Source organism: Providencia rettgeri (assembly GCF_023205015.1).
Taxonomy (GTDB): domain Bacteria; phylum Pseudomonadota; class Gammaproteobacteria; order Enterobacterales; family Enterobacteriaceae; genus Providencia; species Providencia rettgeri_E.
Genome location: NZ_CP096258.1, coordinates 4,434,569 through 4,449,917 on the forward strand (window position 1 = coordinate 4,434,569; position 15,349 = coordinate 4,449,917).

Sequence of the window (15,349 nt, forward strand, 5' to 3'; positions counted from 1 at the left end):
TTAGCCCCGTTAAAACCAAATTGGTCAACCAGTGGTAAAAATAGTTTTAAATTGATAACTCTTCTATTTTATTGTTCGGATTCTGCATAAAACAAAGGCTTTATTTTGTGAGCTGCCTCTTACTTTGTTATTGGTCACCCAAATTTAATGGGTATTTGTGATCTGGTTAACCAAATTGGTTGACCTCTATAGATCTTAAAACAACATCGTGGCACAATTTTTATAAAATAAGTGAACTGACTATCGGTTCCAAAATACGGCGCGACAAACTTGCAAAAAAGCTTATTAGCCGATTAAGAAGCATCTGTGAAATATAAACGAGGTTAAGTATGAAACAAACTTGGCGTTGGTACGGGCCGGCTGATCCGGTTTCTCTATCGGATATTCGTCAGGCAGGCGCAACAGGAATTGTAACGGCACTTCATCATATACCTAACGGTGAAGTATGGAGTGTTGACGAAATACAAAAACGCAAAGACTTAATTGAGGCCAACCAATTAGAGTGGGCGGTAGTGGAAAGTATTCCTATTCATGAAGATATCAAAACACATACTGGTGACTGCGATAAATGGATAGCAAACTACCAACAATCAATGCGTAACCTCGCAGCTTGTGGTATCCGTACAGTTTGTTATAACTTTATGCCAATACTTGATTGGACACGCACTGACTTAGAATATGAGCTTCCAGATGGCTCAAAGGCATTACGTTTTGATCAAATCGCTTTTGCTGTATTTGAGATTTACTTATTACAGCGAGAAAATGCGGAGCAAGATTACACCGCTGAAGAACAAGTTCAGGCAAAACAACGTTTTGAATCCATGAGCGATGAAGAGAAACAAAAGCTCATTAGTAATATCATCGCGGGCTTACCTGGTGCAGAAGAAGGGTATACCCTTGAGCAGTTCCGCCAACACCTAAAACGCTACGCAAATATCGATAAAAATAAATTACGTGAACACTTTGCTTATTTCTTAAAGAAAATAATTCCAGTTGCAGAAGAAATTGGTATGAAAATGGCGGTTCATCCCGATGATCCTCCTCGCCCAATTTTAGGTTTGCCACGTATCGTCTCAACAATTGAGGATATGCAATGGATGGCAGACACCGTTGATAGTGATGCAAACGGCTACACAATGTGTACAGGCTCCTATGGTGTAAGAGCTGATAACGATTTAGTGAATATGATCCGTACCTTTGGTTCACGCATTTATTTTCTGCATTTGCGTTCAACATTACGAGAAGATAACCCAAATACATTCCATGAAGCGGCGCATTTGGCGGGCGATGTTGATATGTATAATGTGGTTTGCGCTATTGCTGAAGAAGAGCATCGCCGACTACAAAGTGGCTCAGGTGAATTGATCCCTATGCGTCCAGACCACGGACACCAAATGCTTGATGACTTAAAGAAAAAAACAAACCCAGGTTACTCCGCGATAGGCCGCCTCAAGGGGCTCGCAGAACTGAGAGGGCTAGAATTAGGGATCCATCGCGCATTCTATCCAAAAAAATAATCATTCACCGTTGTACCTGACAGGCGGTCACATGATATTGGCCGCCAATCAACAGGGAATCATCATGGAAAAAAATATCGTTACTGCGGCAATTAATGCTAATCGCCCAAACTGGACAACAGACCGCCTAACCACCCGTATCGTGCATCTAGGTTGTGGTGCTTTTCATCGTGCTCACCAAGCGCTCTATACTCACCACGTGTTAGAAAAAACAGACAGTGATTGGGGCTATTGTGAAGTCAATCTCATGTCTAAACATGATGCGGCTTTGATAGAAAATCTTAAGCAACAATCCATGCTTTATACCGTGGCAGAAAAAGGTGAAACGCATACCGAATTAAAAATTATTGGCTCAATGAAAGAAGCGCTGCACCCGCTCATTGATGGTGTTGATGCCATTCTTGAAAAAATGGCTTCGCCTTCTGTCAGCATTGTTTCTCTTACTGTCACTGAAAAAGGTTATTGTGCCGACCCCGCAACAGGGAAATTAGATACAAATAACCCACTCATTCAACAAGATTTATCAACGCCAAACAATCCCGCCTCAGCGATTGGCTATATCACTGCGGCTCTAAAACGAAGATCTGAACGCAAACTACCGCCATTTACCGTACTTTCTTGTGATAATGTTCGCGAGAACGGCCATGTCGCTCGAGAAGCGGTTTTAGGATTAGCGAAATTACAAGATGCTGAATTAGCCCAATGGATAGAAGACAACGTCACATTCCCTTGCACTATGGTTGACCGCATTGTTCCCGCAGCAACAGAAGAAACCTTGTCTGAAATAGCAGAACTTTTAGGTGTTAAGGACGATTGTGCTATTGCTTGTGAACCTTTCCGCCAATGGGTCATTGAAGATAACTTTGTCAATGGTCGGCCAGAATGGGATTGTGCCGGTGCACAATTCGTTGAAGATGTTGTTCCATTCGAACTGATGAAACTAAGAATGTTAAATGGTAGCCACTCTTTCTTAGCCTATCTTGGCTACTTAGGTGGATACGCACATATCTCTGATACCATGACTAACCCCGATTATTGTCGTGCCGCTCATGCATTAATGTTAAATGAGCAAGCACCAACCTTGGTTATGCCAGAAGAAACTGACTTACCTGCCTACGCCAATAATTTAATTGAGCGCTTTACGAATCCATCATTGAAGCACCAAACATGGCAAATCGCGATGGACGGTAGCCAAAAACTCCCACAGCGTTTATTAGACCCAGTCGCATGGCATATCGAAAACCAATCTGATTATCGTCATTTAGCGTTGGGGATCGCCGGCTGGATGCGTTATGTCGCAGGTGTAGATGAACAAGGCCAAAAAATTGATGTCCGTGACCCGCTTGCTGATACATACGCCACCATTTATGCGAAACATGGGCTAACTGTTTCAGTTGTTGATGATTTACTCGCCATTGATGCCATTTTTGGTACTGAGTTACCTCAAAATCCACACTTTGTCGCTGCAATTAAATCAGCTTATCAACAGTTGCTTGATATCGGCGCGCGCCAAGCCGTTGCTAAGCTTTAAATTGGATACTGATATGAAAACATTTCTTTGTGAAGATTTTTTACTCAATAACGAAATGGCTCGCCGTCTTTATCATGACTATGCTGCAACAATGCCAGTCTATGATTATCACTGCCATTTGAACCCTCGTGAAATAGCAGAAAACCGCCAATTTGATAATCTTGGGCAAATCTGGTTAGAAGGTGACCATTATAAATGGCGTGGAATGCGGTCTGCTGGGATCCCTGAATCTCTTATTACAGGCCGTGAAACGAGTGACTACGAAAAATATCAAGCTTGGGCAAAAGCGGTTCCTATGACGCTAGGTAACCCTTTGTACCATTGGACTCATCTAGAATTACGTCGCCCTTTTGGTATTACGGGTAAGCTCTTTTCCCCTGAGACCTCTGAAGCCATTTGGCACGAAGCAAACGAAAAATTGGCTCACCCCGAATTTTCAGCTCGTGGGATTATGCAGCAAATGAACGTACACATGGTCGGTACAACCGATGACCCAACAGATCCATTAGAATATCATCAAAAAATTGCACAAGATGATACTTTCAATATCGAAGTCCGTCCAAGTTGGCGTCCAGATAGAGCATTTAAAATTGAGCTTGATGGTTTCGTCGATTACATGACGAAATTAGGGCAATCAGCGGATATTGAAATTAATCGTTTTAGTGATTTATTGTCAGCTTTAGGATCACGCCTAAACCACTTTGATAAGCATGGCTGTGTGGCCTCTGACCATGGAATTGAAGTGCTACGCTACGCCCCGATCCCCGATGAAAGTGTGCTCGATACTATTTTACAAAATAGACTTCGTGGGCAACCTCTGGATGAGCAATCTATTGCTCAATTCTCTACTGCAGTCATTGTCTGGCTAGGTAAGCAATATGCTAAGCGAAACTGGGCTATGCAATTGCATATTGGTGCATTACGCAATAATAACACCCGGATGTTCAAACTGTTAGGTGCTGATAGCGGTTTCGATTCTATTGGTGATAGCCCTATAGCTTACCCACTTTCCCGTTTGTTAGATGAAATGGATAAGAGCAATGAGCTACCAAGAACCATTTTATATTGCTTAAACCCTCGTGATAATGAGGTACTAGCAACTATGATTGGCAATTTCCAGGGTGGTGGCATAGCAGGGAAAGTTCAGTTTGGTTCTGGTTGGTGGTTTAATGACCAAAAAGACGGCATGGTGCGTCAACTTGAGCAACTTTCACAATTAGGCTTATTAAGCCAATTTGTTGGAATGTTAACCGATTCTCGTAGCTTCCTATCCTATACGCGTCATGAATACTTCCGTCGCATACTATGTAATATGATTGGAACTTGGGCGGTTAATGGTGAAGTACCAAGTGATGAAAAAATGCTAGGAAATATGGTTCAAGATATCTGTTTTAATAATGCACTGAATTTTTTCACTTCAAAATAATGACTGTCATTTTATGAGATAGGCGGTATTTTCCCGCCTATCACTCATTGTTCAAAAACTAGTTAGAATCTATTGGCACTCCTTTATTTTCTTTCGAAAATTGGTGGCCAAAGAAAAATATCAAACATAGTGGGATTAATGTGGCAAATAAAGCATATTTCTTAACATAATCAGCCAATAACACCATCATGAAAGCCCCGCCAGCAAAACCCAATAGCGTCAGAAAGTAACAATAACTTTTATATAATGCACTTTTTCTTTCTTGACCTTTAAATGCAATAGACTCTGCCAATGAGCTAAAACCCAGTTGTACATTCAAAGTCACCGCAATATTGCCATATAGCATGCCATTAATCTTATGAAACGCATTACCTTGCATTCCCGCAATAAAAGAAAGAGCCCAAACAGCATGAAACCCATTAGAGTGAACATTAAAGAAAAAAATATAAACAATGAGTAATAATAAAAGGACGATTTCCAGTGATAATAATGTAAATGTCCATGTTTTTTCATCGGTATTATAGCGGTAGCGGATCCATGCCAACAGCATTGCCCCCGCACCAAAGGAAATAATGGAAACAATATAAGGCATCACTGCGGTTAGGCCATGCTTAGCAAACTCATAACCTAACATAATAATATTGCCTGACTGAAAAGTAGCGAATGATTTAGTCGTAAAGAAGGCATATCCATCGAGCATTCCTGACGCAATAGCTAATAAAAATGCGATCGCAGGTAACTGCATAAAAGGAACTTTTGGAGAGGAAATCATAGTTTACTTACCTGTCTTGATGATTCTTTTTCTGACTGACTTAGTCGACTGATATATACCGTAAAAATAGGAAAAACCGTCATTGCCGCCCACTAAATGGCATCCCCATACGTTTTAACATCAACATTAAGACCCCGTTCGAAAATGTAGAAAATTAAGCTAATAAAATAAACCGTTGAAAAGAGTAAAATCATATAAGATAAAAAAATCACATGTAAAATAGATGCAGAACTAAAATTGAATATCAAAGTAAATTGACCGCTTGAGAAAGGGGTCATGATTGAATGTTTCAATAGCAATACTCGCGATTAAAACCAACGAAGCAACACCCCTTAAAAAATGGAGTGTTTTAATCCGGGTTTCTTGGCTACCAAACTGTCGAAAAGTCAGCATATAAATAATCTAGTTATGGAAGTCATTAACCATAGCTCCTATTCACAGTAAGATCCCGTTGCTATATTTCTAATAACAACGGGATGATATGAACATTACTGCGTCAGTGGGGGGAACCAAATAGCTTGCTGACCACTCACCAACCGTTCTTGGTTAATCCAAGTAAAAGGAGCGGGTACCTGAGCTTGTAAACGTACATCTTCAGCACCTCGTTGTGCTGTCAATGTTGGAGTCAGCACAACAGGCTCTGGCCCATAAATCGCGGCTGACGTAGAATCACGTTCGTTTCGTCCACCACAAACCACCCATAACTGATTTAACGTAGCGATCGCATAAGGGGCAAAATCGGCACGCCCTGTTGGTGGCTCTTCAACCGAAAAAAGATGGCTATCAATCTCCACTTTTAAATCACTCGGCATACCCGCTGGCGCAGCAAGAATATCAGCGCGTAACGTACTATATAAACCACCTAACTCAGGTACGTCTAATTCATATGCAGCTGCCAGCGCAATACGGCCAATTGGCGTTGCTGTCACACTCACAGAGCTACCCGCTGTTGCCCAGCCACTATCCCGCTCATTAAGATGTGTCACACGATAGCGCGCTAATATATCTCCTAACGGCCCTGCAAGTACTACCGTATGGAACAATCTATCCTTTTCAATTTCAGGGTAGCTTCCAACAATATACCCTTTCCCTTTTTGAGCGGCTTTACACAATGTTTGCTCGAAAACCCCACCCTGTTGTTCAGCATAAGACAAAACAATGTTGGGATCGTTGGTATAAGGTAGTGCGGAAAGCTCAGGAAGTACTAGGAGCTCATTTTCCCCCACTTGAATTGAGTCTAGTTTAGAAACCGATTTTTCCCACTGCGCTGCAATAAGTGTCGTTTGTGTTATTGTTGACGTAGCATTGATATCTGTTGGGCTGCGGTGAAAAGCGAGCGTTGGGAAATATAATTCAGGGCGACGCTTCGCCAGTAATGCATCGCGTTGTGTATCCGCTTCATCTAAATCAATTGTCGCACTGTATATACCATTTAGCCCGGGTTCTAGCTCTAACGGGCTAAGCACTGGAGATTGTGCCACTTTATGCCCTGATGGCGCCCATACGCTCGAACCACCATTATAATAAAGCTGTCCTTTGGTAATTGGATTGGTTTCAATTCCACTACGTGTTGCACAAATTACCCACACTCCATTGAAAGCACTCATATGCTGCACATGTGCAACGGTTGAATGATCGCCAAGCATTTCAGCAGGAGTCGCGTTCGGCATCATACGGTCAGAGACTGAATGCCAACCAATGATTTGTGCACCTTCCAATGCAGCTAACCGAACATATTGCCAGTAAGTATCATCATAACAAATCAATAAGGCGATACGGCCAATCGGTGTTTCAAAGGTTTTAACACCGGTATTACCCGGAGCAAACACTTTTTGGTCTTGGGAATTCAGGCCTATTTTACGATATTTACCAATAATGCCTTCTGGCCCCATCAAAACAGCGGAATTATAAGCTAGCCCTGTTTCGCTATCTCGTTCCGCGATACCGACACTCATATACATCCCTGTACGAGCCAATATAGGCAATACTGCCGCTGTCGTTTTTCCTGGGATGGTATCTAAATAAGGTGCTAATTCCGTAAAGTCTGAAAATAAATAACCACTCACTGCCGTTTCTGGAAATACAGCGTAATTTACCCCTTGAGCGGCCACTTTTTCTGTCGCTTCGACTAAACGTTGAATATTTCCATTTAGATCTCCCCATGCAGGAATAAAATCAACGGCTGCTACTTTACTGCTTTTTTTTATTTCAGCAATACTCATACAATAATCCTTATTCAAAGAATTTATTAGTAAATAAATAATTTTTTGCTATTAATAAAAATAAATATTAAATAGGAATGATATTTCTATAACTCCAAATAATTTAGGTAATAATAGCTTGAGTGTAGCGGCTATATTTAAATACATCGAGAACCTAAATATAGCTGCTAATATTAATTTTCCATTTTAGAAAGTCATATTAAGAGCGAATTTAATGTTATTAATTAAATAACATTATTTTTTCTCATTTCCATAATTTGTTCATCGCTATAACCAAGCTCTTTTAACACTTCGTTATTATGTTCCCCTAACAATGGAGCACTTTTAATTTCAGGCATAAAGGCTGAAAACTTCATTGGGCAGCCTACCGTTAAATATGTCCCTCGTTTTGGTTGTTGAACCTCGACAATCGAGCCGCTACGACGCAAAGAAGGGTCTTCCATAATTTCTTTCATACTTAATACTGCAGAACACGGCACATCAAACTGATCAAAATAATCGGTTAGTGCATGTTTATCTTTGTCTTTAGCGATTTCTTCAATTGCATCCCATACATCTTGGATATGGCTTGCGCGTGCCTGTGTAGTGGCAAAAGCAGGATCAGTTTTCCATTCTGGACGCCCAATGGCATCACAGGTATTTTCCCAATTATGGTCTTGATTAATAAAGTAAATGTACGCATTTGGGTCAGTATCACTGCCTTTGCACTTAAGCATCGTTCCAGGTTGACCTCCCCCACTCGCATTTCCCCCACGGGGAACCGCATCACCAAACGTGCCATTTGGGTATTGAGGGTATTCCTCTAAGAAACCGAGTTTTTCTAAACGTTGTTGATCACGCAATTTCACACGACATAAATTAAGCACCGCATCTTGCATTGACATGGTCACACGTTGGCCTTTACCTGTTTTTTCTCGGTGTAACAGCGCCGTCAGTATGCCAATCAATAAATGCATACCCGTATTACTATCACCTAATGCTGCAGCACTTACCGTTGGCGGGCCATCAGGAAAACCCGTTGTCGATGCTGAACCACCAGCAGATTGAGCAACATTTTCATAGGCTTTCACATTCGCATACGGCGAGTTCTCATTAAACCCTTTAATCGAACCAAAAATTAACCGTGGGTTAAGTTCTTGAATGTACTCCCACGTAAACCCCATATGGTCGATAGCCCCCGGATGAAAATTTTCAACTAATACATCAGATTGACGTATTAGCTTCTCCATTACGGCTTTGCCCTCTGGGGTCTTAGTATTGAGCTCTAAAGAACGTTTATTACTATTTAACATCGTAAAATATAATGCATCGACATCAGGGATATCACGTAATTGATTACGCGTCACATCCCCAACCCCTGGTCGCTCTATTTTGATCACATCAGCGCCGAACCACGCAAGCATTTGTGTACAAGATGGGCCTGACTGGACTCCCGTAAAATCAAGAACGCGTATCCCATCAAGTGGTTTTGAAGAAGTCATAATTCACCTTTTTACAAAACTGCCATGACGCAGTCTCTCACGCCATGGCAACTCATTTTGACCCATTTACTTTTTCTATGAAACGAGCCGAGAGATGTAAATCCACGCTGGAGCCGCAATGATAAAACCAAGTACACTCACCGCCAGCGACGCTGTTCCTGTACGGGTATACAGATTAAAGCGGCTTGCTATAATGATCCCAGAGAAAGCAGGTGGTAACGCTCCGGCTAATACCATCATTTGCAGTTGCTCTGTTCCCATATTAAACATCATACCTGCGAGCAACATTAATCCTGGCATTAACACTAGCTTTAATAGCGTGTTATAGACAATCTCACCATCGAACTCGAATTTATTTGCGGCTAATGTCAGACCGGCAGCAAATACCGCAACACCTGAGTTTGCTTTCGCAATTAAATCAAATGTCGGATCCCAAACGGTAGGAATTTTCACACCAACCAATACCAGTGCAGTCGCGAGTACCGGAGCCCATACGACAGGTTCTTTAAAGGCTGAGATTAATGCATCCATACCGCCGCCGCCCTTTTTCCCTTCTGCATCAGATGGGTTCAGTAAGAACAAGCCAATCGGAATTGTAATGGCATTAACGATGATGGATATAATGGCAACAACTAACCCCGTTGAAACGGTTTCACCATAAATAGGGTCTAAAACCGCAAACCCTAAGAAACCAATTGTCGGAGAACCTGCAATTAATGCACATACCGCTGCTTCGCCACGACTATGTTTAAAAATATATTTACAGCTAAAGAAAGAGAAAAAGAAACAAACAAGTAAGACTACAAATGAAATAATCGTCAATTTAGCGTCTGCAAATATCATTTCTCGATTAGCGCGTGCGATAGAAACAAATAATGCAGCGGGTAATGCGTAATTTAATACCAACTTATTGAATGCTTTCGCTTGGTCACTGGTAAATACATTTCGTTTACCACTCACATAACCTAATACCATAATAATAATGATAGGTAATAGGTCGCTCATAAAAATCTTATACATAAAATCAGCCATAAGACCCACCTATTTTTGGCAATAAGACCCCCTACGCCACTCATTAAAATGAGCCGCATAGGGTTATCTTTGTTAGTTAACGTTATGCTGCGTTAATTTTTGACGACAGACTTCGGATTTAAATTACCAATATGGCCACTTTCCGTTCCAACTGCAGGGTCAATAACAACGTTTATCAAGGTTGGATGACCCGATGTTAAACCGGCCTTCAAAGCCTCCTGTACTTCTGCAGGGGTTGTTGCTTGATAGCCAATGCCACCAAAAGCCTCAATCATTTTGTCATAACGAGCACCGCCCATTAAAACAGTCGGAGAAGGGTCTTGGTCACCATGGAGATTTACACCATCACCACGATAAATTCCGCCATTATTGAAAATCAAAATAGTGACAGGCAATTTGTAGCGACAAATCGTTTCAATTTCCATACCACTAAAACCGAACGCGCTATCGCCTTCAATCGCCACAACTGGCTTACCACTGGTTACAGCGGCACCGATTGCATAACCCATTCCAACGCCCATTACGCCCCACGTTCCACAATCTAAGCGCTTACGTGGTTGGTACATATCAATAATATTTCTTCCATTATCCAGCGTGTTAGCGCCTTCATTAACGACATAAACGTCTTGGTGATCGACCAGCACATCGCGGATAGCACGTAACGCATTGAAGTAGTTCATCGGGGAAGTGTCAGTGTTCAACTTCACTGCCATTTTCTCGACATTGATTTTCTTGTGTTCATCAATGCTGGTAATCCATTCCGTTGGGGACTTAACAGGGATTGATTTAAGTCCTGCCAATAATGATTCAATACTTGAATAAATATCGCCAACAACGGGAGCCGCTATTGGACGGTTACTATCGATTTCAGAAGGTTCAATATCTAACTGAATGAATTGCGTTTCTGGTGACCAGTGCTTACCTTTACCATGATCAAGCAACCAATTAAGACGTGCGCCCATTAATACCACAACATCTGCACTGGATAAGGCATATGAACGAGCTGATGCGGCTGATAGAGGATGGATATCAGGTAACAAACCTTTAGCCATTGACATCGGTAAATAAGGGATACTGGTTGTTTCAATAAATTGGCGAATATTATCATCCGCTTGGGCATAAGCAGCGCCTTTGCCCAAAATAATTAATGGCCGCTTAGCCGATGCGAGCAACTTAAGGGCTTTATTTACTGAATCGGGTGATGGAATTTGTCTTGGTGCAGGGTCTTCAACGGTAAAAATGGTTTTATCCGCAGCGTCTTTATCCATCACAGCAGATAAAACTTCCGTTGTTAAGTCAAGATAAACCCCACCCGGACGGCCTGATACCGAAGCACGGATTGCTCGGGCGAGAGCAATACCAAGATCTTCAGGTTTATTTACACGGTAAGATGCTTTTACGAAAGGTTTTGCCGTGTTCATTTGGTCTAATTCTTCGTAATCACCTTGCTGCAAATCAATTATCGCTCTGTCGCTCGAACCACTGATTTGGATCATAGGAAAACCGTTGGTGGTTGCATTAGCAAGAGCAACCATACCATTCAAGAAACCCGGTGCCGATACCGTTAAACAGATACCCGGTTTTTGGGTAATAAACCCACTGATTGCAGCCGCGTTTCCCGCAGATTGCTCATGACGAAATCCAATATAGCGAATACCTTCAGCTTGTGCATGCCTTGCCATGTCAGTTACTGGAATTCCAACAACACCGTAGATTGTATCAATGCCATTTTTTTTGAGAGCATCGACAATAATATGCATACCATCAGTCAGGTTTTGGGTTTGATCAGCAGACATGTCTACCTCATAATTAACTGATTAAAAGATTAAAGGGAGTGATAAGTCACCCCCAATTTTTAAATTAGATCGCTTTGTTCGCACGCATAGTCGCAATTTCATCTGCGCTATAACCTAGTTCAGTTAGAACTTGCTCGGTGTGCTCACCCAACAATGGTGCGCTTTTGATATCCGGTGTAAATGAAGAGAATTTCATCGGGCAACCTACCGTCAAGTAAGTTCCACGTTTTGGCTGCTCAACTTCAACAATACTTCCGCTCTTACGCAGAGATTGGTCTCGTGCGATTTCACGCATACTGAGTACAGGGGCACAAGGGACACCGTATTTACTCAAGTACTCGACCGCTTCATGTTTATCTTTATCTGCTAAGAATTTTTCAATTTCAGCAAAAATATCAAAGATATGGGGCTGACGAGCCTTTGGGGTATTGTAAGCGGGGTCAGTTGCCCATTCAGGCTTACCAATCGCTACACAGGTTTGCTCCCAGTCCTGTTCTTGGATAGTAAAATAAATATAAGCATTTGGGTCTGTTTCCCAGCCTTTACATTTTAAGATCCAACCTGGCTGGCCACCACCGCCAGCATTACCGCCACGAGGAACGGCATCACCAAATGTGCCATTTGGGTATTGTGGATATTCTTCAAGATAGCCAATTTTCTCTAAACGTTGCTGGTCACGAAGTTTGACACGGCACAAGTTGAGTACAGCATCTTGCATCGACATAGTCACTCGCTGGCCTTTGCCAGTTTTCTCACGATGTAATAGCGCTGCAAGTAAGCCAATCAGCAAGTGCATACCCGTATTGCTGTCACCTAGCGCAGCGGCACTCACTAATGGTGGGCCATCCCAAAACCCTGTGGTTGATGCGGCACCACCTGCGGCTTGGGCAACGTTTTCATAAGCTTTAACATCTGCATAAGGCGAGTCTTCATCAAAACCTTTGATGGAACCAAAAATCAAACGAGGATTTAATTCTTGAATGTGTTCCCACGTAAAACCCATATGGTCAATCGCACCAGGGTGGAAGTTCTCAACGAGGACATCGGCCTGCTTAATCAGCCGCTCCATAACCTCTTTACCTTCAGGAGTCTTTGTATTCAATTCCACTGAACGCTTATTACTATTGAGCATCGTGAAATACAGCGCATCCACATCAGGGATATCCCTTAATTGGTTACGCGTGACATCTCCAACTCCGGGGCGTTCAATCTTAATAACATCTGCGCCGAACCACGCTAACATTTGAGTACAAGATGGTCCTGATTGTACACCGGTGAAATCCAGTACTTTAATACCTTGTAAAGGAAGATCCATGTGGTACCTCTTTATTTAGCTATCGTAAATGGAATGAATTAGTGTTCTATTATTTAGCTGTGTTAAAAAGATATTTAAATATATGACTGTTTTTATATTTATTAATAATTATATTACTATTTTTATTAAATAATATCACTAATGTCCAGCAATTAATTCCTTTAATATATGTACATCATAACGCTCTTAAAAGGAATAAATATTAGAATATTAGTTTACTTTTAAATCAAAATAAAAAACAAAGTCTCGAACCAATCAATAATGACCATTTAAGATAGACATTTATTGATCTAATATCAATATCCAATAGATATTTACAAAAAAATAACAACCGCCAAAACAACCAATTATCAATCAGTTAAAGTTTTAATGTCTTTTTTTTTACATAAAATAAAAATGAATAAATATTTATTTGTTTATTATTGGTTTAAAAAAATAACTTATATGCAAAATTAGAGCGTCTTTATTTGATGTGCTTTTTTTATTAATCTTATTTTGATTGGATATAATCATAATAAAATCGTAAATAGGTCATCAAATAAATATATCTCATTTTCTTTCTTTCAAATAAATTGAAGATTTATATTTTTTAGATATAAAAAACCCACAAATAACATTAGTCATTTGTGGGTTTGATAACAACAATAATAAAACTTAGTTTTTCTCTTGTTGCTGTTTTTGCTGTTTTTCTTTTTCCAAAAGCTGGCGGTACCACAATGGATGGTGTTTTCTAGCCCAACCACGAGTCACCCAACCTTCAACCATCGCACGCACTGAACCTTTCACCCAAATCGCGGCATAAGCGTGAACCACAATCATGATAATCAGCGCAATTGCAGAGAGCGAGTGAATAAGAATAGCTGCACGATAAACAGGGATTGGGAAATAATCTGCGAAATAAGGACGCCACATGATCACTCCCGTGATCACCAGCGCCAATAAGCAGATAGTGACCACCCAATACACCCCTTTTTGGCCTAGGTTATATTGGCCGACATCGCCCGCTTCTTCGTTTTTCAGTACTTTGCCGATATTTTTTGCCCACTTAATATCTTCTTTATTAATGAAGTTATGGTGGAAATAACGGAAGAACATAAATACGAACAGCAAGAACATCGCCGTCCCCACGAATGGATGCAAAATTCGCGACAGTTGTGGTGTACCCAAAATGTTCATAAACCAGTTTAGGGATGGGAAAAAGAACCCGAGCCCACTGATTGCGGTGAACAAGAAGCAAATCACAACCGCCCAGTGATTGATCCTTTCAATCGGCTTATGGCGGATAATTTTGTCGTTATCATCTGGCATCATTTCTGATCCTCCCCTTCTTTTGATTTCGAAGTGTCAGATGACATTGCATTATGCAAATCTTCTAAAGCCTCTTCTTCATCTTTTTTGGAGACGCGGTTCGGACCAATACCCACATAGTGGAAGATGGCCGCCGCAAATGTTGCAGCAAAACCAACCGCTGCTAACGGCTTCCAGATACCTTTCCAGAAAGTCACTGTAGGGCTGATTGTCGGGTTCTCCGGCAATCCGTGATACAGCTGAGGTTTATCTGCATGGTGCAGGACGTACATCACGTGCGTACCTCCAACACCTTCAGGGTCATATAAACCTGCATTCGCATAACCACGTGTTTTCAGCTCTTCTACACGCTCGCCAGCCATGTTGATCATGTCCTCTTTGCTACCAAAATGGATAGCGCCTGTTGGACAGGTTTTCACACACGCAGGCTCTTGGCCGACTTCAACACGGTCAACACACAGCGTACATTTGTATGCGCGGTTATCTTCTGGGTTAATACGCGGTACATCAAACGGGCAACCCGCAATACAATAACCACAACCAATACAGTGTTCCGATTGGAAGTCAACGATACCGTTTTTGTACTGCACTATCGCGCCTTCCGAAGGACACGCCTTCAGGCAGCCTGGGTCAGCACAGTGCATACAGCCATCTTTACGGATCAGCCATTCGAATTTATCGTTCTCTTCCACTTCAGAGAAGCGCATTACCGTCCATGACTTAGCGGTTAAATCTGTTGGGTTATCATATACCCCAACGTTAGTACCAATTTTGTCACGGATATCGTTCCATTCGGAACAGGCAACCTGACAAGCTTTACAGCCGATACAGGTCGTCACATCGATAAGCTTTGCAACTTCTTCCTTATAGTCCCGCACCTGAGGTGCGGGAGTCAGGGAATTGGTGGCAGAGCGACGAATAATGTCCTGAGATTGCATTGACATAATTT

General features: G+C 41.6%; 11 protein-coding genes. 3 read left to right on the forward strand and 8 right to left on the reverse strand.

The window, feature by feature from the left end; genetic code table 11:
* Window positions 1-329: 329 nt before the first annotated feature.
* The 3 genes from uxuA to uxaC all read left to right on the forward strand — a co-directional run bounded on the left by uxuA (window position 330) and on the right by uxaC (window position 4,474).
* A complete protein-coding gene (gene uxuA, locus M0M83_RS20440) occupies window positions 330-1,517 on the forward strand; it encodes a mannonate dehydratase (protein ID WP_125893752.1) in 1,188 nt (395 codons plus the stop codon).
* Window positions 1,518-1,581: 64 nt separating this feature from the next.
* A complete protein-coding gene (locus M0M83_RS20445; protein WP_248467291.1) occupies window positions 1,582-3,048 on the forward strand; it encodes a fructuronate reductase in 1,467 nt (488 codons plus the stop codon).
* Between the two features lie 13 nt (window positions 3,049-3,061).
* On the forward strand, window positions 3,062-4,474 hold the full coding sequence (uxaC, locus tag M0M83_RS20450) for a glucuronate isomerase (protein ID WP_125893755.1): 1,413 nt from the start codon (window positions 3,062-3,064) through the stop codon (window positions 4,472-4,474).
* 58 nt (window positions 4,475-4,532) lie between these two features.
* Here the strand turns inward: uxaC and M0M83_RS20455 are convergent, their stop codons facing one another.
* From M0M83_RS20455 to fdxH, 8 genes are all read right to left on the reverse strand, one after another.
* Entirely contained in the window at window positions 4,533-5,246 is a 714-nt protein-coding gene (locus tag M0M83_RS20455; RefSeq protein ID WP_248467292.1) for a YoaK family protein, read from the reverse strand.
* A gap of 488 nt (window positions 5,247-5,734) precedes the next feature.
* Window positions 5,735-7,468 carry a nitrilase-related carbon-nitrogen hydrolase gene (locus M0M83_RS20460; RefSeq protein ID WP_248467293.1) on the reverse strand — a complete coding sequence of 578 codons (1,734 nt, stop codon included), beginning with the start codon at window positions 7,466-7,468 and terminating at the stop codon, window positions 5,735-5,737.
* 224 nt (window positions 7,469-7,692) lie between these two features.
* A complete protein-coding gene (gene frc / locus M0M83_RS20465; protein ID WP_125893761.1) occupies window positions 7,693-8,949 on the reverse strand; it encodes a formyl-CoA transferase in 1,257 nt (418 codons plus the stop codon).
* 75 nt (window positions 8,950-9,024) lie between these two features.
* Entirely contained in the window at window positions 9,025-9,969 is a 945-nt protein-coding gene (gene yfdV / locus M0M83_RS20470; RefSeq protein ID WP_004906833.1) for a transporter YfdV, read from the reverse strand.
* Between the two features lie 104 nt (window positions 9,970-10,073).
* Window positions 10,074-11,777, reverse strand: a complete 1,704-nt coding sequence (gene oxc / locus M0M83_RS20475) for an oxalyl-CoA decarboxylase (RefSeq protein WP_125893764.1) — start codon at window positions 11,775-11,777, stop codon at window positions 10,074-10,076.
* 64 nt (window positions 11,778-11,841) lie between these two features.
* Window positions 11,842-13,092, reverse strand: a complete 1,251-nt coding sequence (frc, locus tag M0M83_RS20480) for a formyl-CoA transferase (protein WP_125893766.1) — start codon at window positions 13,090-13,092, stop codon at window positions 11,842-11,844.
* Between the two features lie 654 nt (window positions 13,093-13,746).
* A complete protein-coding gene (fdoI, locus tag M0M83_RS20485; RefSeq protein WP_004906828.1) occupies window positions 13,747-14,403 on the reverse strand; it encodes a formate dehydrogenase cytochrome b556 subunit in 657 nt (218 codons plus the stop codon).
* A complete protein-coding gene (gene fdxH / locus M0M83_RS20490) occupies window positions 14,400-15,344 on the reverse strand; it encodes a formate dehydrogenase subunit beta (protein WP_004906826.1) in 945 nt (314 codons plus the stop codon). Before fdxH ends, fdoI begins: the two co-directional genes overlap by 4 nt.
* Window positions 15,345-15,349: the final 5 nt, after the last annotated feature.

What these genes read in the sequence shown, in the direction of transcription:
- uxuA (WP_125893752.1), top strand. Translation starts at nt 330, where the DNA reads ATGAAACAAACTTGGCGTTGGTACGGGCCGGCTGATCCGGTTTCTCTA.
- frc (WP_125893766.1), bottom strand. Translation starts at nt 13,092, where the DNA reads ATGGATCTTCCTTTACAAGGTATTAAAGTACTGGATTTCACCGGTGTA.
- oxc (WP_125893764.1), bottom strand. Translation starts at nt 11,777, where the DNA reads ATGTCTGCTGATCAAACCCAAAACCTGACTGATGGTATGCATATTATT.
- fdxH (WP_004906826.1), bottom strand. Translation starts at nt 15,344, where the DNA reads ATGTCAATGCAATCTCAGGACATTATTCGTCGCTCTGCCACCAATTCC.
- M0M83_RS20460 (WP_248467293.1), bottom strand. Translation starts at nt 7,468, where the DNA reads ATGAGTATTGCTGAAATAAAAAAAAGCAGTAAAGTAGCAGCCGTTGAT.
- yfdV (WP_004906833.1), bottom strand. Translation starts at nt 9,969, where the DNA reads ATGTATAAGATTTTTATGAGCGACCTATTACCTATCATTATTATTATG.
- M0M83_RS20445 (WP_248467291.1), top strand. Translation starts at nt 1,582, where the DNA reads ATGGAAAAAAATATCGTTACTGCGGCAATTAATGCTAATCGCCCAAAC.
- uxaC (WP_125893755.1), top strand. Translation starts at nt 3,062, where the DNA reads ATGAAAACATTTCTTTGTGAAGATTTTTTACTCAATAACGAAATGGCT.
- fdoI (WP_004906828.1), bottom strand. Translation starts at nt 14,403, where the DNA reads ATGATGCCAGATGATAACGACAAAATTATCCGCCATAAGCCGATTGAA.
- frc (WP_125893761.1), bottom strand. Translation starts at nt 8,949, where the DNA reads ATGACTTCTTCAAAACCACTTGATGGGATACGCGTTCTTGATTTTACG.
- M0M83_RS20455 (WP_248467292.1), bottom strand. Translation starts at nt 5,246, where the DNA reads ATGATTTCCTCTCCAAAAGTTCCTTTTATGCAGTTACCTGCGATCGCA.